The organism is Gemmatimonadota bacterium (assembly GCA_016712265.1).
GTDB lineage: Bacteria > Gemmatimonadota > Gemmatimonadetes > Gemmatimonadales > Gemmatimonadaceae > RBC101.
In genome coordinates, this window is sequence record JADJRJ010000028.1 from 226,916 (window position 1) to 250,134 (window position 23,219).

Genomic DNA, 23,219 nt, shown 5'->3' on the forward strand with positions numbered 1-23,219 from the left:
CCTAGTTCATCCAGATGTCTTCGAGGACGGTGACGGTCTTGGTGTACTCCTTGCCGTCGACCGTGAGCGTCACCAGGTAGGCCCCTGGTTGGGCGAGGGTGCCCACGCGAGGGGGGCCGCCCTGTCCACCACCGCCGCCGCCGCCCCCGCCGAAGCCACCACCGCAGCCGCCGCCACCACCTCCGCCGCCGCCACCAAAGCCGCCGCCCTGACCCGGCTGCACCTGCCGGAGGTCCGAGCACAGGTTCCACTGCACCCGGTTGAGCCCCGCGGTCTTCGGCGCGTCGAAGCTGCGCGCAAACGATCCGTTGCCAAGGTCACGAATGGTCAGCTTGACGTCCGACGCCGAGTTCTTGAGGTAGTAGGCGATCGCCGTGCCGGCGGGGGCGTTCTCCCCTTCATAGTTCTTCTGCCCGGTCACTGACCGGCGCATGCGAATGTCGTCCTTCCAGCGGATCGCGTTGCGCGGCTCGAAGAGCACGGCGTCCTGTTGCATCACCGCGGGCGTCATCTGCTGCAGGGCGGAGATGTCGTCCATGATCCAGACGCTGCGCCCGTGCGTCGAGAGCACGAGGTCGTTGTCGCGCGGGTGGACGATCACGTCATCGATGCGCACCACCGGGAGGTTGGTCATGAACTTCTTCCAGGTCTTCCCCTCGTCGAGCGAGGTGTAGAAGCCGTACTCGGTGCCCGCATAGAGCAGGTTGGGGTTTCGCGGGTCCTGCCGGATGGAGTTCACGTTCCCGAATGGCGGGAGGTTCGACGAGATCGACGTCCAGGTCTGGCCGTAGTCGCGCGTCATGTAGATGTACGGCTTCAGGTCGTCGTGGCGGTGGCCGTCCAGGGAGACAAAGGCCGTCCCGCGATCGAAGTACGACGGCTCCACGCGAGAGACGTAGTACTCGCGCGTCCCGCCGGGGATGTTCTTGCCGACTTCCGTGAAGGTCTGGCCGCCGTCACGCGTCACCTGGATGTTGCCGTCGTCGGAGCCGACCCACATGATGCCGGCCTCGATGTGCGACTGCGCCACGGCGATGATCGTGCCGTAGAACGAGACGCCGTCGTTCTTGGCGTTGATGCAGGTTCCGGCGCGCTGGCGGTTGCAGGAGGGAAGTGACCCCTTCAGCCCCATAATCTCGCGGTCGTCGCGGTTGACCTGCTTGGTCAGGTCACCACTCGTCCACCAGGTCTGGCCCTTGTCACGCGAGATGAAGAGGCGGTTCGCCCCCGTGATGATCGTCGACGCGTCGTGCGGGGAGATCTGGATCGGCGTGTTCCAGTTCCAGCGCAACACCGACCCAGGCTCCAGCGGCGGGAAGACGTTAGGCGCCCCACCACCGGGTCCGCCGAAGTTCACGCCGCCGTCCGGACCACGCTGGGGTGCCCGTGGACGGATGCTCGTCGACGTCCCCTGCCGCAAGTCGAGTCGATTGATGTTCCCGTTCTGCGACTCCGAGTACATGATGTTCGGGTCGGTTGGGTCCACTTGCGTGTAGAAGCCGTCACCGCCGCCGACGCGATACCAATCCTGCAGGAGAATGGGGCCGGAGCGCACGGAGCTCGGTCCACACCAGGAGCCGTTGTCCTGCAACCCCGTGCAGACCGTGTACGGGCGCTTCATGTCCACCGACGCATGGTACGGCTGGCCCATCGCCCAGTTGCGTGGTGCTTCCCAGGTGGCGCCGCCGTCGTACGAGATGTCGATCGAGCCGTCGTTGCCGTACATCACGTGCTGGCTGTTGGCGGGATCGATCCAGATCGCGTGATGATCGACGTGTCCCATCCCCTGCAATCCTGTGAATGTCCGCGCACCGTCCGTGGACTTCTGCGCGTTGACTCCGCCGACAAACACCACGTCCTCGTTGTTCGGGTCGACGCGGATCTGCGAGAAGTACATGGGGCGCTGGTTCTGGTTGCTGCGGAACTGCCAGCTGCGCCCCCCGTCATTGGAGCGCCAGATCCCGCTCACCTGGTCGTCCGGGGGCAGGTTGGCCTGGTTCCCAAAGCCACCGCCGCCGCCACCGCCGCCACCCTGCGCGCCGGTCGAACGTGCGCCGGCCTGGATCGGCTCACCACTCGGCCCCACTTCCATCTGGGCGTAGATCACGTTGGGGTTCGAACGCGACCAGTCGAGCGCGATGCGCCCAGTCACGCCACGCGGGAGCCCGTTGCCACTGACCTTGCTCCACGTCTGCCCGCCGTTGGTGCTGCGATAGATCCCGTTGTCCGGTCCACCCGACGCGAACCCCCACGAGGTGCGCCGGCGCGTGTACATCGCGGCATATAGGATGTTCGGGTCACGCGGATGGATGATGAGGTCGGTCGCGCCCGTGTTCTCGTCGAAGTAGAGAACCTTGTTCCAGGTCCGGCCGCCGTCTGTCGTCTTGTAGACCCCGCGCTCGGCGTTGGGGCCGAACAGGTGGCCCACGGCGGCGACCCAGACCGTGTTCGCGTCACGAGGGTGCACGATCACGCGGGCGATCGATTGCGTCTCGCGCAGCCCGATCTGGGTGAAGGTCTTGCCGCCATCGGTGGTCTTGTACATCCCGTCACCGAACGACGAGCTCTGTCGATTGTTGGGCTCGCCGGTCCCTACATAGATGATGTCCGGGTTGGACGGCGCGATCCCGATGTCGCCCACCGAGTGGGTCGAGTAGGAGTCGAAGATCGGCGTCCAGGTCGTGCCGTTGTTCACCGTCTTCATGATGCCGCCCGTGGCAAACCCCACATAGAAGGTTGTGGGATTGCCCTCGACGGCCGCGATGTCGTTGACGCGCCCGCCCTGGCCTACAGGTCCGATGGAGCGCCAGCGGAATCCGCGAAGCAGGGGATCGTCGGCCTGGTTGACGAGGGCAGCAGGGGTCGCCGCAGCCTGGGCCAGGAGGCACGGCGTAGCGCCGAGGGCCAGGATGGAGGCGGAGAGAAGCCGGTAGTACATGGGCGCTCCGGTGGGTGTTGGGACGGGGTCGTAAGCAAAACGACATACGTCCGGGAACGCCGGAGCGCTAGATCGAGCGCCCCTACTTACCTTGGACCAGGGTGAAGGCGCCCTTGAGTGGTGACCCGGCGGACCACGGTTCGAGGCCGATGGCGTGGGACTCGGTCGCGGGAGGGCCACGCGGGCGCCGTGGTGCGGCCGGGGCGGGGGGACGGCGTCGCGGATTGGCGAGCCGGGCTCTCACGCCGCCCAACTGGGTGTCCCACTGGAGCACTGTGTGTCTGCCTGACCCAGTAAACCGCAGGGCGGCGTCCAGGCCAGGCACGTAGTGCAGCCCGGGTTCGACGAGAAAGGCGTCGTATTTGACACCGGCGGCGGTCACCACCATCGCCTCTCCCTGCTGGTGGATGGAAACCGCGCCGATGCCGGGCACCTGGTAACTCCCGCTGGGGTCGCCTGCGTAGGCCCTGTGGTCGCGAGGCACCAACGGCTCGGGCTGACGGCCGTCCACGAGGGCGAGCAGCGCCCGGGTCAGTCCCACCTGCAGCCAGAATGGGGGGGCATCATTGGCCACCCAGGCCAGGCTGGTGCCGGTTGCTTCATCGATATAGGCGATGCTGAAGAAGCCGTTGTGGTGGCCTGAGTAGTAGCGTTGGCGCCCGTCGCGTGCGGCATACCAGCTGCCGGGGGTGATGCCGGTACGGCGGCCATCGTCCAGGCGGCCCGGTGCGAGCGCCGCACGGAAGGCTTGCGGGCGGAGCAGCCGGCGATACCCCGAGACCCACCGGTGCAGGTCGTTGGCCGACAGGTAGATGTTGTCCGCGCCGTAGAAGCCCTCGAGATCGTAGGCGTCGTGGTCCCTGACGCCGTCCTTCGTGCGCTGGTAGCCGCGCGTCCGCGTGCCGTTCCACGCGCTGAACCGCGCCGGGCGCAGGAAGGCGGTGAGCTGCAGCGGTCGAAAGAAGCGAGCGGCCATGAAGTCCGCGTAGGACTGCCCCGACGCACGTTCGATCACACTCGCGGCCAGGTCGTAGGCCAGGTTGTCGTAGGAAAAGCCGTGCCCGACGCGAAACGGCAGCGGGGGACGAGTGCGCGCGAGGAGTGCCAGGTGTGCCTCGTTGCTCCGGGGTTCGCCGGGCGAGGTCAGCGAGTCGAAGTACGAGTAGTCGGGGAGTCCGACGGCGTGGACGAGCAGGTGGCGGAGCCGGACATTGGCGTAGGGAAAGGCGGGCAGCCACCGCGTGACATGGTCGTCGAGCCGGAGCCGTCCCTCCTGCGCGAGCTCAAGCAGCCCGGCCGCGGTAAAGGTCTTGGCGATCGAGGCGGCGTCCGTGGGAGTGTCCGGGGTGAACGGGATGCTGGCGGCGCGATCGGCGAAGCCAAATCCACCGCGATAGACCACTCGGTCCCCGCGTCCGACCACGACCGCACCCTGGAAGCGATCGCGCGCCACCAGGTCCCGCATCATCGAATCGATGGAGATTCGTACGCGGTCGTCGCGGAGCGCCTGCGCCGACAGCGTCGAGGTGCAGGCGAGTCCGGCGATCAGGAGCAGCCGAAGCCGGCCGCGGATGTGCGGAAGCATGGTCTGAACTGGACGTTCCGGGACGCCGGAGCGCTTGATCCGGCCCCTACTTCCCCGGGACCGGGAGATACCGCTTGGCGAAATTGAACAGGGTGGTCTCCTGCTCGGCGGGGTTCGACGCCTGGAAGTGGGTGATGCGCCAGCCGTCCGAGCTGTTCTTGACCACCATCATCATGAGTCCGCGAATGGTGACGCTACGACCGGCAGTGTCGCTCCACTGTTCTCTATATGTCTCTGTGACGCTGGCAACCCCCGGCGCCAGCGGTCGAATGACCACCGAGTCCGGCGTCCAGTTGAAGCCGCCGAGCCAGTCGGGCCGCGCGCCGAACAGGATTTCCTTGCGACCGGAAGCCAGGACGGGTTCGGGGGACCCAACCGAGCCCCCGTAAAAGACATCCTCGGAGTAGATCTTGAGGCCGAGTTCCTGGGCCTGCGGTCCCGCGGGATACCCGCTCATGAAGACCTGGTGCTGCTGCAGGAAGGTGCGCACGCTGTCGCGCAGTGCGGCTTCGTGTGCGGCGGTCATGACCGCAGGCGCACTCGAACATCCGACGCAGCAGACAAGCGAAAAGGCGGCGAGGCGAGCAGAGATGGGCATGGGGAGGCAGGGCGGTTGGGATCAGCGCGCGAAAGTGCGGTGGGGGCGCGTTCGGCGCAACCGCGCTCCCGGGGGCGCTCGTCAGGGTCGCGCGCGCCTTGTTCTGCCCCTCGGCGCTGGTGCAGGGAAAGCGGCCCGCCCTCTCACCACCACGGTTCGTCCCTTGCTGCGTTTGCCCCGTCGCGCGCGAGGTGATGTTGCGGCCTCACCCGGAACCCGAGGTCTCTCGTGCGTCTCCCCCTCATCACCTGCTTGTTCCTCGCCCCCCTCCTGCTCCAGGCCCAGGCACCCGCAGATCGCGATGGCGTGCGTCGGGCCGCGATGGACTACCTCGAGGGGTTCTATGAAGGAGACAGCACCAAGCACCTCCGCAGCATCCGTCCCGAGGTCTACAAGTACGGCTTCTACAAGCCTGCGGCCGACAAGCCGTACCAGGGCAACCAAATGACCTGGGCCGGCTTCATGGACTTCACGCGGAACGTGCGGACCCGCAAGAATTTCGCGCCGGCGACGGCTCCGAAGGAGGTGGCGATCCTCGAGGTACAGGACCAGACCGCGGCGGCAAAGGTGACCGCCTGGTGGGGGACGGACTACCTGCTCCTGGGAAAGTTCGACGATCGCTGGATGGTCACCCACGTGCTCTGGCAGTCACCGCCGCCGCGCCCGTGATCCCCGGCGCCGCGGTGTTGCTCGGCTGGCGGTCCTAGGCGAGCGCGCCCCACTCCTCCCGGATCCCCTCGGCCACGCGATCGGCCAGGGCCATGATCGTCAGGTACGGATTGATCTCGAGTGAATCCGGGAACAGGGACGCGTCGGCGACCCGCAGCCACGGGAAATTGCGCAGACGCCCCCGGGAGTCGGTCACCGCGCGAGCGCCGGTGCCCATGCCGCAGCCTCCCATGAGGTGGGCCGCGGCAATCGAGACGCGCCCTGGCAGGAAATACTCCTCCCGGATCAGGTCGTCCATGCGGTACGCGTCGGCCCGCTCGATGAGCGTGGGGTCGGAGAGCGGGGAATGCACGCGCTGGGCGCCGGCCGCAAAGAAGATCCGCGTGGACGCGCGCGTGGCCGCCACCAGCGACCGCCGCACAGCGGGCGTAAAGCTGTAGTGCACCACGGCCTTCCCTGTTTTGTCGACCGTGATCCGGTTGCCCTTCACCGCCTTGTCGCACGCGAGCACGAGGATCATCTGCAACCGCGGAAACGCCTGCATGAACGTGCTGTGTTCGGGGCCGAAGCTGGTGAGGTTCTTCGCCGTCACGAACGGGAAGTACATGCACGTCTCGAGCACGAACCCCTCGGCCACGGCGCGGTCGACGAAGTAGCTCTTCGGGTGCCCGACGTCATTGGTGATGGGGTGCTCGTGCTCGCCCACGAGGATCAGGGCCGGATGGCAGGTGAATCCTTCCCCGAGTCCCGGAATGCCGCGGGTGAGCGGCGAGCGGAGGAGCAGCGCACTCGTCCCGATCGAGCCGCCGCAGCTCACCACCAGCCGTGCCGTCACGTGATACTCACCAGCCGCCCAGGGTGAGGGACGACCCTTGGCGCCGTCCGGGCGCGGGTGCACCCGGACCCGCAGGGCGCGCTCCTCGACCTGCAGCACCTCCGCGCGGGTCACGACCTCCACCCCCTGACGCTCAGCATCGGGAAGCTGGACCCGGTGGGTTCCCATCTTGGCGCCATTCGGGCACCCGAGGTTGCATAACGAGGACCCCTTGCAGCCGCGCACGTTCACCGGGAACTGCTCGGGCTTGTAGCCACAGCGGTGGGCCCCGGTGAAGAAGCGCTTGTTGTTCTCGTTCAGCAGCACCCGCGGCAGGTAGTGCACATGGTTGGCCGCCATGAAGCGCTCGCACCGCCGCTCGAGGTCGGCATGTTCGAGTCCCGGCACACACCACGACCGGATGACGCGATCCGGTGCGACGAGGGACGTTCCCGTGTAGACCACGGTCGATCCGCCGTAGGCCTGGCCCATGGCGAGGGTCATCGTGCCGTCGGCCGTCAGGAAGCCCCCACCCTCCGCGTAGAGCGCGGGAGCCATCTCCGCCTCGCGGCCGGTGAACTCGTGGTCATCCAGCTGCGGCCCCTGCTCGAGCACGAGGACCTTGAGTCCCTGGGCCACCATCGGGGCAAGCGCCTGCGCGACGGTCCCGCCGCCCGCTCCGGAGCCCACAATCACGATGTCGTACGCGCGCGACTCTGCCACGTCAGCTGTCCATCAGCGGCTCGCTCGCGGCGCGTCGTGCGCTCCAGCCGTCCGGGTGGGCGCGATAGCCGATGCGCTCCTGGATCTCCGGCTGCGAGTAGTACCCGAGCAGGACAAGCGTGCGCAGCCCCCACACGCCGCGCCGGACCAGGAGGAAACGCGACAACTCCAGTGCCTTGAGCAGCCGGTGCCGTGGCGTGGGGGCGAGGCGCGAGAAACGGGCGCGGTCAGTAAGCAGCGGCAGGTATTCCACCACGCGCGCAAACAACACGAGCTGCCGCCGGACGCGTTCCGGCCGAGCGGCAAGGGCCCGCTCCACCTCGGCCTCCATGCGGGCCCAACCGTCTGCGTCCAGCGCAACCGTCTCGGGCACCACCGCCGCCGCCACCGCCCGGAAAGTTGCGCGGATCTGGGGAAGGACCAATCCGCTCATGCCGTCGGGTGAAGTTCGCGGGAAGGTAGTCCCCGTTCGCTCCGGGGGAAGGACACGATGGTCGCACGGGGCGAGGGGTCTGCCCGTGTAAGGTCTTCCAGCGTGGAGGGACTGCCTGTGTAACACCCTCCGCCTCCCGGCCATGCTCAGCGCGCTCCTGTTCAGCATTCCCCTGCAGCTCACCGTGATCCGGGATGTCACGGTGATCGATGGCCCCACATCGGCCGCTCGTGCACACCACGATGTCGTTGTACGCGATGGGCGCATTGAGCGCGTCGAGCCTACGCAACGGAATGCGCCACGCGGGGCCCGGGTCATCGACGGACGCGGCAAGTACCTGCTTCCCGGGTTCATCGATACCCACGCCCACGTGGCGATCGGTCCCGTGACGTATCGCGTCGACGTCGGGGGTCCGCAGATGAGTTTTCGGTATGACCACGAGGCGTCGCGCCACACGCTCGCCACGCTGCTCGCCTTTGGGGTGACCACCGTCCGGAATCCGGGTGGTCCCATTGAGCACGCCGTGGCCCTGCGCGACTCCCTGGAGCGGGGACAGGTCCCCGGTCCACGCGTGCGCACCGCAGGTGAGGCGATCGATGTCTTCGCGAGCCCGGGGATGGGTCGCGCGGCGACCACCCCGGAGGCGATGCGCGAGGAAGTACGGCGCCAGGCCGCCTTCGGGGTCGACTACATCAAGCTGTACGGCGGATTGAGCCTTCCCCTGGTCACAGCCGGCATCGACGAGGCCCATGCGCGTGGCGTGAAGGCCATCACCCACACGGTCTTCACGACGTGGACCGACGCGGCGAACGCCGGCATCGATGGCATCGTCCACGTGGTGCCGGGCTCCCATATGCTGATCGACAGCACGCGACGCGTGGACTACATCAAGACGTTCAAGGGAACGCAGTTCATGGCGACCTGGTTCCGCTATGCCGACACGAGCAGCACGGAGATCCGCACGATGATCGACGCGCTGGTCCGGAACGGCACCTGGTTGGATCTGACGCTGGTCACCTTCGACCGCATGTTCCGCGGCAACAGCGCGGCGGTGCGCGAGAGCCCCGACCTGAGGTTTGCGTCGCCCGTCATGCGCGAAAACTGGCAGACCTTTGACCTGGCCCTGGGCTGGAGTCCCCAGGATTACATAGATGCCGTCGCGGTGTGGCCCCGGGTGGAGGCCTTTGTGCGCGCCCTGTTTCGGGCGGGGGTGCGATTGACCGTCGGGACGGACGCCAACAACCCGTGGACCGTGCCCGGGATATCGTTCCATGATGAACTTGAACTGCTCGTGAAAGCCGGCATCCCCGCATCCGACGTACTCCGCATGTCCACCCTGGACGGCGCGAAGTCCCTGGGACTCGAGGCAGAGATTGGCACGGTGGAGCCGGGGAAACGTGCCGACCTGGTCCTGCTCGAGGCCGACCCACGGGTGGACATCCGGAACACGCGACGCCTGGCCGTGATTGTTCAGCGGGGCGAAATCCGACGGGCGGCTGACCCGCGCTCGCGCTGACGCATGTCGGCGCCGGCGGACGCCGAATGGGAACGGGTCCTCGCCACCTGGGGGCCGGCCCTGGTACGCCTGGCCAGGGCCTACACGTCAACAGCAGTTGATGCCGACGACCTCATGCAGGAGATCTCGTTTGCCCTGTGGAAGGCGCTCCCCGGCTTTCGCCATGACTGTGCCGAGCGGACGTTCGTCTATCGGGTCGCGCACAATCGGGCGAGCAGCTGGCGCCGCACGCATGGGCGCCACCAACGCGACGAGGTGCTGGACGACCAGCTCGTGGATCCCGCCCCGTGGGCCGACGACCAGGTACACGCCCGGGTGCGGGCCGACCGCCTGCGACACGCCGTGAGCCGGCTGCCGAGGTCGCTGCAACAAGTGGTGGTGCTCCGGCTCGAGGGACTGCACGACGCCGAGATCGGCGAGATTGTGGGAATCACCGAGGGCAATGTCGCCGTCCGGCTCACCCGGGCGCGCCAGATGCTGCGGAACCAACTGGGGGGCGACCCGACATGATGACGAAGTTCACCGCCATCGCCGACGCCGACGACGAGTGGCTCAGCCTCAGCGACGAATGGAAGGCCGTGTCGGTCCCGGTGGATGTGGATGCACTTCGCCGGCGCGTTCGGAAGCAGTCGCGGCGGATGCGCCTGATGCTCGGGCTGGAAGTGCTCGTCACCCTGGGCGCCGTCGCCATGCTGATCTGGGGTGCGAGGGTTGCGGACACCTGGGAGGCCTGGCTGGTCATCGCCGGCCTGACGCTGTTCTCGGTCGTGACGTGGGCATTCAACGTTCGGAATCGCCGGGGCACCTGGCTCGCGGCGGCCGAGTCCCTCGAGGCGTACCAGACGCTGGAAATCGTGCGCCGGCGGCGGCGGTTGGCGGCGGCGACCTTCACCCGGCGCATGAGCCTGTTCGGCCTGGTGCCACTCACGGTCCTGACGATAGTCCGCTGGCGCGCGATGGAAGGGTCCGGATCTCCCCTCGGACTGGTGGTGTGTGTGGCCGCCATGGCCTATCTGGTGGTCTGGTGGGCCGTCGCCCGACGCCAGGAAAGGACGCTCAAGAGCGCAACGTGAGGGCGCGCCGGTCGTCTGTCTGGCGACCCCATGCGTAAGAGCGCGCCCCACCCGACCCTGACCACCCCCGAACACGCCCCGGAGACCGTGGCGGTCGGAGACGTGCTCGCGGCCCTCTCCCACGCGCTCGACCTCACCGAGGGGCAACCGCTGGGTCACTCGGTCCGCTCCTGCCTCATCGGCATGCGGCTCGGCGAGGCGGTGGGACTCGGCGCCGAGGCCCTCGGTGACCTGTACCACGCCTTGTTGCTGAAGGACGCCGGCTGCTCCAGCAACGCGGCGCGGATCGCTTCGTTGTTCGGGTCCGACGACCAGGTCGTGAAGCCGCGGATGAAGGTCGTGGACTGGGATGATCGCATGCAGCTGGCACTGGCGACCTGGCGCCACAGCGGGATGCGCCAGTCGTTAGGTGCCCGGGTGCGGCACTTCGTCACGATTGCGCGGCAGGAGTCAATGACCCGCGACCTCATTACCACGCGCTGTGAGCGTGGGGCGGAGATCGCGCGGCGGCTGGGTTTTTCTGCGGCGACGCAGTCGGCCATCCGGTCGCTGGACGAACACTGGAACGGTGGCGGGTATCCCGACGGACTCGCCGGCGAGGCCATTCCGCAGCTCGCGCGCATCCTCAACATCGCGCAGACCATTGAGGTGTACTGGGGGACCGAGGGGCCTGCGGGCGTGGATGCGATGCTGCAGGATCGCCGCGGCTCGTGGTTCGATCCCGCGCTGGTGGACGTCGCGCGCGACCAGCTGCGCGATCCCTGGTTCTGGCAGCAGGTCGCCGATCCGGAGGTCACGGCCCTGGTTGCCTCGATCGATCCGTTGCCGGCGGCGCGAACCTTGGGCGAGTCCGGACTCGACGCGGTAGCCGAGGCCTTTGCGGAGATCATTGACGCGAAATCCCCGTTCACCTTCCGGCATTCGTCCGGGGTGGCGCGGTATGCCGTGGTGATTGGCGAGCAGATGGGGCTGGATGCGGAGGCGAAGGTCCGGCTGCGACGGGCCGGCCTGCTGCACGATATCGGGAAGCTGGGGGTGTCCAACCGGATCCTCGACAAGAACGGCCCCCTGGATGCCGCCGAGCGCACGGCCATTGAGCAACACCCGCTGTTTACGTGGGAGATCCTGCGCCGGGTCACCTGCTTTGCCGACTTTGCCCGGCAGGCGGCCCAGCATCACGAGCGCCTGGACGGGACGGGGTACCCCTGGGGGATTGGTGCAGACGAGCTCGACCTGCCGTCGCGCATCCTGGCCGTGGCCGACACCTATGAGGCCGTCACGGCGAGTCGGCCCTATCGTCCGGGGATGAGCGTGGACGAGGCGCTGGCCGTCCTCGAGGCTCGCAAGTGGCGGCACCTGGACCCGCAGGCCATCGAGGCCCTGGCCTCCGTCGTGACCCGCCCGGAAGGCCAGGACCTCTGATCGGTTGACGCCGCGGGCCAGGGGAGCAATTCTGGGCACGCCGGGTAACAGCACCCGGTTTCCCTGGAGGAGTCGATGTCCCTGCGCACGAGGCTGGCCGCGCTGGCGTTCGTCCTGATTGCGCCCGCCGCCGTCAACGCGCAACGCGTGCGCGGGGTCGTGATCGAGTCGGATGGGACGACGCCGGCGGCCCATGTCGCCCTCCTCCTCGTGGACAGCGCGGGAGCCCTTACCGCGCGCGGACAAACTGGTGGAAGCGGGAGCTTCGAGCTCGTCGCCCCCGCCCCGGGGTCGTATCGGCTGCGCGCCTTGCGTGTGGGCTTTGCGCCGACGGTCTCGGAGCTGTTGGTCCTCGGCCCCGAGGAGGTGCGCACCGTGCGGATCACGCTCGCCGGCCAGCGCGTGACCCTGCCGGCTGTGCAGGTGACCGATCGGGCGGCCTGCGGTAGCACACGCGGTACTGGCGGGACGCTGCTCGATGTGTGGGACCAGGCCCGCGCCGCGCTCCAGGGGGCGAGCCAGGCGCGAGGTGATGGCATAGCGGCGACCACGCGAGTGGCTTGGATGCGCTCCCAGCCGCTGCTCAACGACAGCGCCGCCCAGACCTGGTTCGACCAACCGCGTGAAAGCAGCGTCGAAGCCTTTCGGAGCCGCAGTGCCGGGGAGCTCGTCCGTGAAGGATTCATGACGAGCGCGGGCGACTCGGTCGAGTTCCACGCCCCGGACGCCCAGGTCCTGCTCGATCCGGAGTTTGCAGCGTGGTATTGCTTCGGGCTGGTGGCACCGCCGGAGGACCATCGCGATTGGCTGGGGCTTTCGCTACGGGCCCAGGGTGCGGTCGAAGGTCGGGTCACGATCGAGGGGACGCTCTGGCTCACGCGGGCCGGGGCCTTGCAACACTTCGAATACCGCTATGCCGGGATGGACAAGGTGTACGACGATGCCGAGCCGGGTGGCCGCGTCGACTTCATGCAGCTGCCCACCGGGCAGTGGATCGTCTCGCGTTGGATGCTGCGGATGGGCGAGGCCCTCACGGAAGTACGACGCCAAAGCGTGGGTCGCAACGAGAGTCGGTGGCGGCGCACGCGACTCGTCCGCATCGTGGAACGCGGCGCGTGGGTGAGTCGAGTGCAGCTGGCCGACGGACAGTTCGTGGAGCCGAACCGCAGCGTTGTGCGACTCATGCTCGCAGCTCCTGACCAGGGTGTCGAACAACTGGCGGGCACCGACGTCTCGATTCCGGAGGACGCCTTCACTGCCCAAGCGTCCGAAACAGGGAGCGTCCTGCTCGAGGCGATCGGTCCCGGGCAGCATCGCGTCCTGCTCCGCACCCCACTGATGCGTGACCTCGGGTTGGCACCAGAGACGACGTCGGTTGCGCTCCTTCCCTCTGTCCTTGAGCTGCGCCTCCCGGTCCCGACGCTCGCAACCCTCAGGCAGCGGATCTGCCCGGCCAATCCGCGCGATGCGGTGGCGGCGGGGCTGCTGCCCGCGGGGACCGCTGGTCCCTTGGTGGTCCGGCGTGCACAGGACGCGACGGGGGCCGGTGTGCCGGTTGTGGTCGACAGTGCGGGTCGTTGGCACGCGTGTGGCCTGTCCAGGAATGTGAGTTATCTCCTGGCCGGGGGCACGAACACGGCTGCTGCCACGCGATTCCGGATTCCGCGAACGGTTGACCTGGCGCTGGTAGGCGTGCGCGGCGGACCTTCACTGGACGTCGCCGCGACCCTTGCTCCCGCGCCAACCATCGAGGGTGATGGCGCTCGCCTGGTGGTCCGTGCGTTCGCGGCACGCGACTCGAGCCCCTTGCTTGATGCGCAAGCGGTGCTCGATGACTCGTTGCTCGTGCGTCCAGCGGCCAACGGCGATTTGCGTTATCGCGCCTTGGCGCCCGGCGATCACCTCCTCACCGTGCGTCGACTCGGCCACTCCCCCTCGATCCAGACCGTGACGGTGGCGCTTGGCGAGCCGCTCGAGATGCAGGTGTACCTCGAGCGGTTGCCCCAGCTCATGTCGGAGGTGGTGGTGCGGGGGCGAACGCTTCGCGTGCCGACGAAGTTTGTGGACGTGCTCCGACGCACGGCGTCCGGGTGGGGTATGGTCTTTTCGCGCGAGGACTTCCAGAACGCCACCGATGTGAAGAATGTGTTGTGGAGAGTGCCGGGCGTCAGGGCCAGCGACAACGGCATCACGTTCCAGCGGTGTGCCGGCGAATTGCCCGGGAACCTCCTCGCACAGGCTCAGGGTGGCGAGGCGGTGACGAGCACGACGGCGAGCACGGTGGGCGACACGCCGAGCACCTCCAAGGTGCAGGTGTATATCGATGGCGTGCGGGTGACGGCGATGGCCCCGGATCGGGGGAGCGATCCCATCACCACGGCGCTCAAGATGGTGCCGGTCCGCGACATCGAGTTCATGGAGGTCTACCGGGGGACGGCGCAGATCCCGGTGGAGTTCGTGAACGATGCCTGTGCGGTGATCGCCATCTGGACCCGGGCCTACTGACGGTCCCTGCAGGCCCGGGTGGCGGTCGACGGCGCGTCGCGCCCCTTGCCGAAGGGACGGGCGGAAGGCACGTTCTCCCACCGGCCGTCGGTGCCTAACGCCGACCCCCCTCGCTCCCCCGGACCGTGACCGATCGACACGAACGCCTGCGGCTGCTTGCCGCACGCCGCTTTCGCCTGGCCCTGGCGCTCACCGGCGCGATGATCGCGATCTACTTCGGGTTCATCCTGGCCATTGCCTTCAACAAGGAACTGATGGGGTCGCTCGTGCGCCCCGGGCTCTCGCTGGGCATCCTGGCCGGCGCGCTGGTCATCGTGGCGTCGTGGCTCTTGACGCTGGTGTATGTCCGCTGGACGAACACGCACTATGACCACGCCATCAAGGAGCTGTCGCGATGACGGCCTTCGTGCAGGCGGTGGCGGACTCCACCCGGCCGGTCACGCGCATCGGTGAGCCCAATGCGGTGGCGATGGCCTTCTTCTTCGTTTTCATCGCCATCACCCTGGGGATCACGTATTGGGCGGCCCGGCGCACGCGAACCACCGAGGACTTTTACGCGGCGTCCCGCTCGATCACGGCGGGGCAGAACGGCTTTGCCCTGGCGGGCGATTACATGAGTGCGGCGTCGTTCCTTGGCATCGCCGGGTTGGTCTCGACGACGGGGTTCGATGGCCTGATCTACTCCACCGGCTGGCTGGTGGGATGGCCGGTGGTCTTGTTCCTCATCGCCGAGCCGCTGCGCAACCTTGGCAAGTACACCTTTGCCGACGTGCTGACGGCGAGGCTGCGGCAGAAGCCGGTGCGGATTGCAGCGGCGATCGGGACGCTGGCGACGGTGATCTTCTACCTGATCGCCCAGATGGTCGGCGCAGGCGGGCTGATCCGGCTCATGTTCGGCCTGACATATGAGACGGCCGTGGTGATCGTCGGGGCGGCGATGATTGCGTACGTGTTGTTCGGTGGGATGATCGCGACGACCTGGGTGCAGATCGTGAAGGCGGTGTTGTTGTTGGGTGGGGCGACGATCCTGGCGGTGATGGTGCTGGCCAAGTTCGGCTATTCTCCGCTGGCCCTGTTTCGCGCCGCTGCGGCACAGTATGGCGACGCCGTCCTGGCACCCGGCAAGCAGGTGGCCAATCCGTGGGACGCGGTATCGTTAGGCATGGCCCTGATGTTCGGCACGGCGGGGCTGCCGCACATCCTCATGCGGTTCTACACCGTGCCCGACGCGAAGGCGGCGCGCACCTCGGTGTTTTATGCCACCGGCCTCATCGGGTTCTTCTACCTGATGACGTTCATCCTCGGATTTGGCGCCATGGTTCTCGTGGGCCCGGATGCCATTCGCGCCGTCGACAAGGGGGCCAACATGGCGGCCCCGTTGCTCGCCGAAACGCTGGGCGGGACGCCGTTCCTCGGGTTCATTGCCGCCGTGGCTTTTGCGACAATCCTCGCCGTTGTGGCGGGCCTGACCCTGTCCGGTGCCGCCGCGTTGTCGCATGACTTGTGGGTCAGCGTGGCCCGCAAGGGCGACGCGACGGCGCACGAGCAGCTGCGCGTCGCCCGCATCGCCACGGTGGCGTTAGGTATCGTGGCCGTGGCGCTGGGGATCACGTTCAAGGGCCAGAATGTCGCGTTCATGGTGTCGTTGGCGTTTGCGATCGCCGCGAGCGCCAATTTCCCGGCCTTGCTGCTGTCGATCTTCTGGCGGCGCGCCACGACGCAGGGGATCACGGCGTCGATGGCCGTGGGGACCGCGAGTACCCTGTTGTTGATCTGGTTGTCGCCGACGATCCAAGTCGACATCCTCCAACGGGAGGGGGCGTGGTTCGCGCTCAAGAACCCCGCGCTGGTCACAATCCCGCTCTCGTTTCTCACGGGGATCGTGGTGTCGTTGTTCACGAACGATCCGGCGGCCGTCAGCGGCTACGCCGAGGTAGAGCGACGCATGCATCTGGGTGAGCTACCCGGATGACGCTGACTGCCGCGGGCGTCGCCTGACGTTCGCGGTCGGGCGGTGGCGGCGCGAATCATCTGCTGTTCGGCCGGTTATTCTTGCTCTGACCTTCAGCTGACCACCCCTGACAGACCATGGTCAAGATCACACTCGACGGCGATGCGCTGCAGCTTGATGTGCAAGGCATGCACAAGTTCTGGGCCCTCAAGTCCACCTTGCGGATCCCCCTCGCGGACATCGTGAGCGTTCGTCGCGACCCCGAGCGCGCCAGCGGTCCGCACGGGCTTCGCTTCCCGGGCACGCACCTGCCCGGGGTCTACTTTGCCGGGACGGCGTACCAGTCGGATCGTCGGCCGGACTTCTGGACCGTGCATGATCCCGAGAAGGCGATCGTGATCCAGTGCCAGGACACCGCCGCGTATGACGAGATCATTGTGGAGGTCGAGCACCCGGATCACGACATCACGCTGATCACCCGCGCGCTGGCATCCCGGTGAAGGCGCGCACGTCGCGTTTGTGCCGACTACGGGTGGCTGTCGTTCATCCGGACGTGATCGATCCCGGCGCCGTGGCACCCCTGGCACGCCGTGCCGCGGCCAGCAATCCCGATTTGGGGTGAGCCGTCAGGCGCATAGTACGCCCAGAGCCATCCCCCGGTGCCTGCACTGGCTGACCCTCGCAGCTTGTACATGACGGCGTAGCGGTTCAACGCCCCACCGATGATGAGCTCCTTCACGATCAGGGAGCTGTCGGGAAAGCTCGCCCCCGCTCGCACCTTGCCGTTGGCATCCAGGAGGGTCGCGGCCCGCGCGTTGAACCGCGTGCGCAAACGCGCTTCCGCATGGCCGGATTGCACGGATCGCAGCAGGGTGTCCGGGCGATTCTTGTAGTACGACCAACCGGTCGAGGCACGAGCCAACGCGCTCAGCGCGGCGTCGGTGATGTCGGTGGACCCGCTCGGCGGTGTCACGCCGCCCATGTCGTCGTCCGAGCCGCTGCACGCGATGACGAGCAAGAGGGCGGGGATGGCAAGGAGTTTGGTCATCTGTGGTCGGAGGTCAAACGGGCGACGTTAGGCGCCACGATGGTCATGAGAGGGGAAGGGCATTGGCCGGGGTCGGGCGCGCTTCCCATGCGTTCCGATCGGCGGCGAGATCAAGGATGAAGGTCGAGCCGGCCCCTTCGGTGCTCGTGGCGTCCACCCGCGCGCGCTGGGTGTGTGCCAGCGTCCGGGCAATCGCCAGGCCCAGCCCCGCGCCGCCATGCTGCCGACTGCGAGATGCCTCGACTCGATAGAAGCGATCGAACACGCGCGGCAGGTGCTCGGCCGAGATGCCGGATCCCGAGTCGCGCACCTCGGCAATCACCGAGGCGGCCGCGCGGCGCACGGCCACCACGATGTGCCCGGACGGGGTGTGACGGGCCGCGTTGGAGACGAAGTTCAGCAGGATCTGGCGCGTGTAGGCCGGATCTCCGTGGGCGGTGATGGCCGTCGGATGGTCCGTGGTGACGGCCACGGGTTTGTCGACACACATCACGCCGCCCAACTCGGCGACCTCGTCGGCGATGACTCCGAGGTCGAAGTCGCGCACGCGCGGGGTCAGTTCCCGCGAGTCCCCACGGGCGATGAGCAACAGCCCCTCGATCAGCTGGCACGCTTGGTCAACGGAGGTGCCGATGGCGCCTAACGACTCGCGCAGTTCCTCGGGAGTGCGGCGTTCGTCGAGGGCCCACTGAGCCTGGGCGCGCAGGTGCGTGAGCGGGGTGCGCAACTCATGGCTCACGTCTGCGGTGAACTGGGTCAGGGCCTGGTGCGCCCCCTCGACGCGGGCGACCAATTCGTTGATCGCATGGCCGACCCCGGTCAGTTCCTCGATCCCCGTCGGCGCGGTGACCCGGCGACTCAGCTCCGTCGGGCGGATCCCGTGCGTTTCCTCCACCAGGGTGTGCAAGGGACGCAGCGTGACTGCGGTGGAGGCGCGGACCGCGCGGTGGGCCGCCCAGGCAACGATGGGAAGCAGCAAGAGGCTCAGCGCCACCAGTCCGCCCAACGCGAGCACCATCGGCCATCGACTGGCACTTACGTACAGGTCAAAGTCGCCAGCCGCACGGTGGTAGAGTAGCGGCCATCCCCGACCGGTGACCGAGGAGACCATCTCCCGGCGCACGGCGTCGGGCGAGCTCGCCTGTCCCGCTTGCTCGATGAGCTTGGCGGGCATCCCCGGCGAGAGATAGTACACTTTCGGCATGCCGTCGTTGGAGTCGACGGTGCGCAGGATGACAAACCGCGCGTCATTGCCAACGCCCAGCAGCGCCGAGGTGAGCATGTCGGGGGCGACCGTCGTGCGCTCGCCCCCCGGGTCCGCGTACATCCCCAGCAATGACTCGATGACGTCCGCCGAGCGTCCGAGCGCGTGACGAGCCAGCACCTCGCTCAGCACGGCAAAGCCGAGCAGCGTCGCGGCGGAGTACCACAGCAGCGTGCGCACCGTCAACTGGCGGAGCCGCGCTACCAGTGCATCCGCCAGGGATCGTTCGACCGTCATGGCACCTCCAGGCGATATCCGACCCCACGCACGGTCACGATCTCCGGTGCGTCACCGTCGCCGGCCAATTTGCGCCGCAGGTACGTGATGTATTGGTCCACCACGTTGGTCTGGGGGTCAAACTGGTAGTTCCAGACGGCTTCGGCGATTCGCGAGCGCGACAAGGTGCGCCCCGCGTTGAGCATCAGGAACTCAAGCAGGGCAAACTCGCGTGGAGACAGGTCAATGGCCTGCGACGCGAGGGAGACGCGGCGCGCGAGCTGGTGGAGGGTGAGGGGCCCGACCCGCAGGACCGGTTCGGCGCCGCCAAGCCGGGCGCGCCGCACGAGGGCCTGGATGCGCGCCAGCAGTTCCGCCAGATCGAAGGGCTTGGCGAGATAGTCATCCGCGCCGCTTTCCAGGCCGCGGACCCGATGCGCCAACTCGGCACGGGCGGTCAACATCAAGATGGGCGTCAGCACGCCGGCCGCTCGCAACGTGGTGAGCACATCAAACCCATCGCGCTCCGGCAACATCACGTCGAGCACGATGCAATCGTACGACTTCGAGGCGGCGGCCTCGAGCGCTGCTGCGCCCGAAGCCGCTTCCTCGACCGTCACCCCCTCCTCGCGCAGCGCCTTGCGCAGGAATTGCCGGAGGTGCTTGTCATCCTCGACGATCAGGACGTGTGTCACGACGCAATATGCGGGGGGAGGGAACCGGGGTCAGGTCGTGCCACCGGCACGCTGGATCGTGATCATGGCGACCGGGCCCTGCCAGCCATGCTCGGCGGGAACAAGGTCGCGCTCCCCATGGAATCCGGGGTGCATCCGGATGGTTCGCGACTCCGCACGGCGACCACCGCCGCCGACAAATCCGCCCACCGGTCCAATGCCGAAGCATGGAGGTACAATGTCGCCCTGCGCTTCCGTGTTCCGTTCCGTGCCCGCGTCGTATCCGTACGCATACACGGTCACCGGTTGGTCATCGTTCGGCAGCGCGACTCCGTTCAGCCCGGCGAACCCGTCATTGCTGCAGATCAGCATCGTGGCGAGCGACAGGAGGCGATGCTCGCGGTCCGCCGTGATCGTGGCCTGGACGGTGTTCGGCCCCGGGCCGCCGATGCGGTGGGCCGGGGCGCCCGTGGTCACCACATCAAAGACGCCGCGGGCGCCCGTCAACATCGTGGCCGCGACGGCCGGATTTCCATCTTCGGCGATCGCCTGGATCCCGGCCGACGCCGCAGCGCCCATCGAGAACAGCGACACGCGCCGCACATGCGTGACCAGCACCGCGGGGGACAACGGCTGGCCTGTCGTCATGTTGGTGATCGTGACGTCGAACGATTCGGTGCTGGCCAGACGGTTCGCACTGGCCTCGCTCGGCGCGAGTGCGGTGGGCTGGTCGGTCCCGCACGCGACAACCGCGGCAGAGACGAGGAACGGGGTAATGCGACGGAACATCGGTGAACTCCTGTCGGGGTGAGTGCTGCAGTGACAGGGTCAACCTGTGGCGCTACGTCGCAGCATTGCGCTGTATGTGAAGACTCACACGCAGCGCTCATGGACGCCTACGCGCCCGGTCCGTCGAACACCTTCTCGATAGGCAGGCCAACCAGCCGAGCAATGCGGAAGGCGAGCGACAAGCTGGGTTCGTAGCGCTCGGTCTCGATCGAGTTCACCGTCTGCCGCGACACCCCCAGGCGCTCGGCCAGCTCGGCCTGGGACCAGCCGCGCTCCGCGCGCAATTCCCGCAGTCGCGTCTTCATTGGTCGCGATACCGCCGCATGGCGAGCGCCAGGCCGATCGAGTACGCAAGGATCAGGAAGGGCCAGATATGGCGAAAGCCCCAATTCCGCGGGTCCAGGGGTCGGGCGACCTCAACCAGGCCGAGGGTCATCAGGAACACGAGCGTCACCGGAAAGGCCACGGTGAGTGCCTCGAACTGGATCTGTCGATGCATCTCGTCCATGCGACGAATCTCACGGATGAGGCCAAGGAGCATCAGGAGGAAGAAGGGGAGCGGGAGGAGGGCCACCGCGATCCGCGCGGCTCCGGCGGGTCCGCCGGGATTTCCCTCCAGCCAGACCCGCACGGCGAAATAGGAGGTGGCCCAGAGTGGGAATCCCCAGAGGAGGGAGGGGTGCAGGGTCCGGAGTGGTCGACGATCGCTCATGGCGGGGTTGGCAGGCACGAGGTCAGAGTAAAGCAAGCTTGACATAATGTCAAGTATGCTTGTCGCCACCAAAGTGTGGCGCGAGAGGAGGCGGGGTAACGACGGGGCGGGTTATGTTCACGCCCATGTCACTCGCGAACGAGAAGATTCCCTACCTCCCGGAGCGCATTCAGGGGCTCGGGACGATCGCCACCAACTTGTCGTGGAGCTGGAGCCGGAATTCCCGACGCCTGTTCAGCCTGCTGGATGAGTCCCTGTGGCACCTGACGCGGCACAATCCGATCGCGACGCTCCGCCGCGTGGACCCGAGTCGACTGAGCGCGTGCTCGCGCGACCCGCAGTTTCTGGACCTGTACGACCGTGTCATCGACGACGTGCAACGCGAGGCCTCGTTCGCGGACACCTGGTTCCACGACCAGTTCCAGGACTTGCGCGGGCAGACCATTGCGTACTTCTGCGCGGAGTTTGGCCTCCACAGTTCAGTGCCGATCTATTCCGGCGGCCTTGGCGTCCTTGCCGGTGACCATTGCAAGTCGTCGAGCGACCTTGGGGTGCCGCTGGTCGGGATCGGGCTCTACTACCAGAAGGGGTACTTCGACCAGAAGCTCAACCTCGACGGGCTGCAGGAGGACAGCGACGAGCACTTCGATGTCCAGAACACGCCCCTCGAACGCTTGTACGGCCCGGGACGCGAGCCGTGGCTGGCCGTGGTCCGCAGCTTCGGCCGCAACATCCATGTAGGCGCGTGGCGGATGCTCGTGGGGCGTGTCCCCGTGTACCTGCTGGACACCGACCTCGCGCAGAACGACCCGGTCGACCGCGACCTCACCGCCAAGCTGTACACCGGCGGTCCCGACATGCGGTTGCGCCAGGAGTGGATCCTTGGCGTGGGGGGCGTGCGGGTGCTGCGCGCGGTTGGGGTTTCACCGGCGGCGTGGCATGCCAACGAGGGACATGCGGCGTTCATGCTGGTGGAGCGGTTGCGCGAGTTGTGCACCACCGGCGTCGCCTTCGACGAGGCGGTGCGACAGGTCCGCGCGACGAGTGTCTTCACGACCCATACGCCCGTGCCGGCCGGGCACGATGCCTTTGACTTCGGCAAGTTGGAGCAGTGCACGGGCCCGGTGTGGGAAGAGCTTGGGGTGGACAAGGAGGTGTTCCACCAGATCGGCAAGCACCCGACCGAGAATCGCCTGCAGTTCCAGATGACCGTGTGCGCGTTGCGCTTGTCCCGGTTTGTCAATGGCGTGGCGCGCAAGCACGGCGAGGTGTCGCGCTCCATCTGGGCGCCCCTCTGGCCCGATCGCGAGGCGACGAAGGTCCCCATCGGGCACGTGACCAACGGCGTCCACAAGGCGACGTGGATGGCGCGCGAGCTGATGGACCTCTTCGATCGCGAACTGGGCCACGAGTGGGCACAGCATGTGGGCGAGGCGGCCTTCTGGGAGCGGGTGCTCGATATCGACGATGAGCAGCTGTGGCGCGTGCACGTGGGGCTGCAGACCGGGTTGATGGACTTCATCCGGGAGGAGGCCCGTCGCCGGTGGGCCAGGCACTGGAAGGAGGCGTCGCACGTCGTCGGGGCGGGGACGTTGCTCAACCCCAACGCGCTCACGATCGGCTTCGCCCGTCGGTTTGCCACCTACAAGCGGGCCAACCTGATCTTCAAGGACGCCGAGCGGCTGCGACGCCTGCTGGTGGATCCCGCGCGCCCCGTGCAGATCATCTTCGCGGGGAAGGCGCATCCCGCGGACCTGCCGGGAAAGGAAGTGCTCAAGTCGGTCTACGCCTTCACGCGTGACTCCGGCTTCGAGGGACGCGTGGCCTTCATCGAGGACTACGACCTGCACCTGGCGCATCGCCTGGTCCAGGGGGTGGACCTCTGGCTCAACCTGCCACGGGTCCCGCTGGAGGCGAGCGGCACCAGTGGGATGAAGGCCGCCCTGAACGGGGTGCCCCAACTCTCCACCCTGGACGGCTGGTGGCATGAGGGGTACGACGGACTCAATGGGTGGGCGATTCCCCCGGCCTCGTCACGGGCGACCCCTGATGACTGGGACGCGGACCACCTCTATCGTCTCCTCGAGGAACAGGTGGTACCGCTCTACTACACGCGCGATGAACGCGGCATTCCCCGGGCGTGGATCCAGAAGATGAAGCACGCGATTCGGGTGGCCGGGCAGCAGTTCACCTCGCGGCGCATGTTGCAGAACTACGCCCGGCAGTACTATGCCCCCGCGATGCGTGGGACGACCCAACCGGACGATCCACCAACGGCGTAACGCAGGG

21 protein-coding genes are annotated in these 23,219 nt (G+C 67.4%); 10 read left to right on the plus strand and 11 right to left on the minus strand.

The window, feature by feature from the left end; all coding sequences use genetic code 11:
• Nucleotide 1: 1 nt before the first annotated feature.
• From IPK85_07920 to IPK85_07930, 3 genes are all read right to left on the minus strand, one after another.
• Entirely contained in the window at nt 2–2,938 is a 2,937-nt protein-coding gene (locus IPK85_07920; protein ID MBK8247305.1) for a hypothetical protein, read from the minus strand.
• Nucleotides 2,939–3,020: 82 nt separating this feature from the next.
• Nucleotides 3,021–4,523 (minus strand): beta-lactamase family protein, encoded by a 1,503-nt coding sequence (locus IPK85_07925; GenBank protein MBK8247306.1) that lies wholly within the window; start codon nt 4,521–4,523, stop codon nt 3,021–3,023.
• A gap of 46 nt (nt 4,524–4,569) precedes the next feature.
• Nucleotides 4,570–5,121, minus strand: coding sequence for a DUF4440 domain-containing protein (locus IPK85_07930; protein MBK8247307.1), 552 nt, complete (start codon nt 5,119–5,121; stop codon nt 4,570–4,572).
• Between the two features lie 228 nt (nt 5,122–5,349).
• Here IPK85_07930 and IPK85_07935 point away from each other — a divergent pair, with 228 nt between their 5' ends.
• A complete protein-coding gene (locus IPK85_07935; protein ID MBK8247308.1) occupies nt 5,350–5,790 on the plus strand; it encodes a nuclear transport factor 2 family protein in 441 nt (146 codons plus the stop codon).
• 34 nt (nt 5,791–5,824) lie between these two features.
• Here the strand turns inward: IPK85_07935 and IPK85_07940 are convergent, their stop codons facing one another.
• Both IPK85_07940 and IPK85_07945 read right to left on the minus strand, forming a co-directional pair.
• A complete protein-coding gene (locus tag IPK85_07940; protein MBK8247309.1) occupies nt 5,825–7,327 on the minus strand; it encodes a GMC family oxidoreductase in 1,503 nt (500 codons plus the stop codon).
• Nucleotide 7,328: 1 nt separating this feature from the next.
• Entirely contained in the window at nt 7,329–7,760 is a 432-nt protein-coding gene (locus IPK85_07945) for a hypothetical protein (GenBank protein ID MBK8247310.1), read from the minus strand.
• 142 nt (nt 7,761–7,902) lie between these two features.
• Between IPK85_07945 and IPK85_07950 the strand changes: the two genes are divergently transcribed.
• The 8 genes from IPK85_07950 (at nt 7,903) to IPK85_07985 (ending at nt 16,727) form a co-directional block, all read left to right on the plus strand.
• The gene (locus IPK85_07950; protein MBK8247311.1) at nt 7,903–9,276 is read left to right on the plus strand and encodes an amidohydrolase family protein; all 1,374 of its coding nucleotides are present in this window, start codon (nt 7,903–7,905) and stop codon (nt 9,274–9,276) included.
• 3 nt (nt 9,277–9,279) lie between these two features.
• Complete coding sequence (locus IPK85_07955) at nt 9,280–9,786, plus strand: sigma-70 family RNA polymerase sigma factor (GenBank protein MBK8247312.1); 507 nt, start codon at nt 9,280–9,282, stop codon at nt 9,784–9,786.
• A complete protein-coding gene (locus tag IPK85_07960) occupies nt 9,783–10,349 on the plus strand; it encodes a hypothetical protein (GenBank protein ID MBK8247313.1) in 567 nt (188 codons plus the stop codon). The genes IPK85_07955 and IPK85_07960 overlap by 4 nt, the downstream gene beginning before the upstream one ends.
• A 30-nt stretch (nt 10,350–10,379) precedes the next feature.
• Nucleotides 10,380–11,771, plus strand: a complete 1,392-nt coding sequence (locus tag IPK85_07965; GenBank protein MBK8247314.1) for an HD domain-containing protein — start codon at nt 10,380–10,382, stop codon at nt 11,769–11,771.
• A gap of 75 nt (nt 11,772–11,846) precedes the next feature.
• Nucleotides 11,847–14,276 carry a carboxypeptidase regulatory-like domain-containing protein gene (locus IPK85_07970; GenBank protein MBK8247315.1) on the plus strand — a complete coding sequence of 810 codons (2,430 nt, stop codon included), beginning with the start codon at nt 11,847–11,849 and terminating at the stop codon, nt 14,274–14,276.
• Between the two features lie 125 nt (nt 14,277–14,401).
• Complete coding sequence (locus IPK85_07975; protein ID MBK8247316.1) at nt 14,402–14,674, plus strand: DUF485 domain-containing protein; 273 nt, start codon at nt 14,402–14,404, stop codon at nt 14,672–14,674.
• Entirely contained in the window at nt 14,671–16,248 is a 1,578-nt protein-coding gene (gene actP / locus IPK85_07980) for a cation/acetate symporter ActP (protein MBK8247317.1), read from the plus strand. The genes IPK85_07975 and actP overlap by 4 nt, the downstream gene beginning before the upstream one ends.
• Nucleotides 16,249–16,364: 116 nt before the next feature.
• Nucleotides 16,365–16,727, plus strand: a complete 363-nt coding sequence (locus IPK85_07985; protein ID MBK8247318.1) for a hypothetical protein — start codon at nt 16,365–16,367, stop codon at nt 16,725–16,727.
• Between the two features lie 26 nt (nt 16,728–16,753).
• Here IPK85_07985 and IPK85_07990 read toward each other — a convergent pair whose 3' ends face one another.
• The 6 genes from IPK85_07990 to IPK85_08015 all read right to left on the minus strand — a co-directional run bounded on the left by IPK85_07990 (nt 16,754) and on the right by IPK85_08015 (nt 20,975).
• Nucleotides 16,754–17,275, minus strand: coding sequence for a hypothetical protein (locus IPK85_07990; GenBank protein ID MBK8247319.1), 522 nt, complete (start codon nt 17,273–17,275; stop codon nt 16,754–16,756).
• A gap of 43 nt (nt 17,276–17,318) precedes the next feature.
• On the minus strand, nt 17,319–18,776 hold the full coding sequence (locus tag IPK85_07995; GenBank protein MBK8247320.1) for a hypothetical protein: 1,458 nt from the start codon (nt 18,774–18,776) through the stop codon (nt 17,319–17,321).
• Nucleotides 18,773–19,450 (minus strand): response regulator transcription factor, encoded by a 678-nt coding sequence (locus IPK85_08000; GenBank protein MBK8247321.1) that lies wholly within the window; start codon nt 19,448–19,450, stop codon nt 18,773–18,775. The genes IPK85_07995 and IPK85_08000 overlap by 4 nt, the downstream gene beginning before the upstream one ends.
• Before the next feature lie 30 nt (nt 19,451–19,480).
• Nucleotides 19,481–20,218, minus strand: coding sequence for a spondin domain-containing protein (locus IPK85_08005; protein MBK8247322.1), 738 nt, complete (start codon nt 20,216–20,218; stop codon nt 19,481–19,483).
• Between the two features lie 107 nt (nt 20,219–20,325).
• A complete protein-coding gene (locus tag IPK85_08010; GenBank protein ID MBK8247323.1) occupies nt 20,326–20,523 on the minus strand; it encodes a helix-turn-helix transcriptional regulator in 198 nt (65 codons plus the stop codon).
• Nucleotides 20,520–20,975 carry a hypothetical protein gene (locus tag IPK85_08015; protein ID MBK8247324.1) on the minus strand — a complete coding sequence of 152 codons (456 nt, stop codon included), beginning with the start codon at nt 20,973–20,975 and terminating at the stop codon, nt 20,520–20,522. Before IPK85_08015 ends, IPK85_08010 begins: the two co-directional genes overlap by 4 nt.
• A gap of 80 nt (nt 20,976–21,055) precedes the next feature.
• Here IPK85_08015 and glgP point away from each other — a divergent pair, with 80 nt between their 5' ends.
• Nucleotides 21,056–23,212: an alpha-glucan family phosphorylase gene (gene glgP / locus IPK85_08020; GenBank protein ID MBK8247325.1), complete on the plus strand. Its 2,157-nt coding sequence runs from the start codon at nt 21,056–21,058 to the stop codon at nt 23,210–23,212.
• The last annotated feature ends 7 nt before the right edge of the window (nt 23,213–23,219 follow it).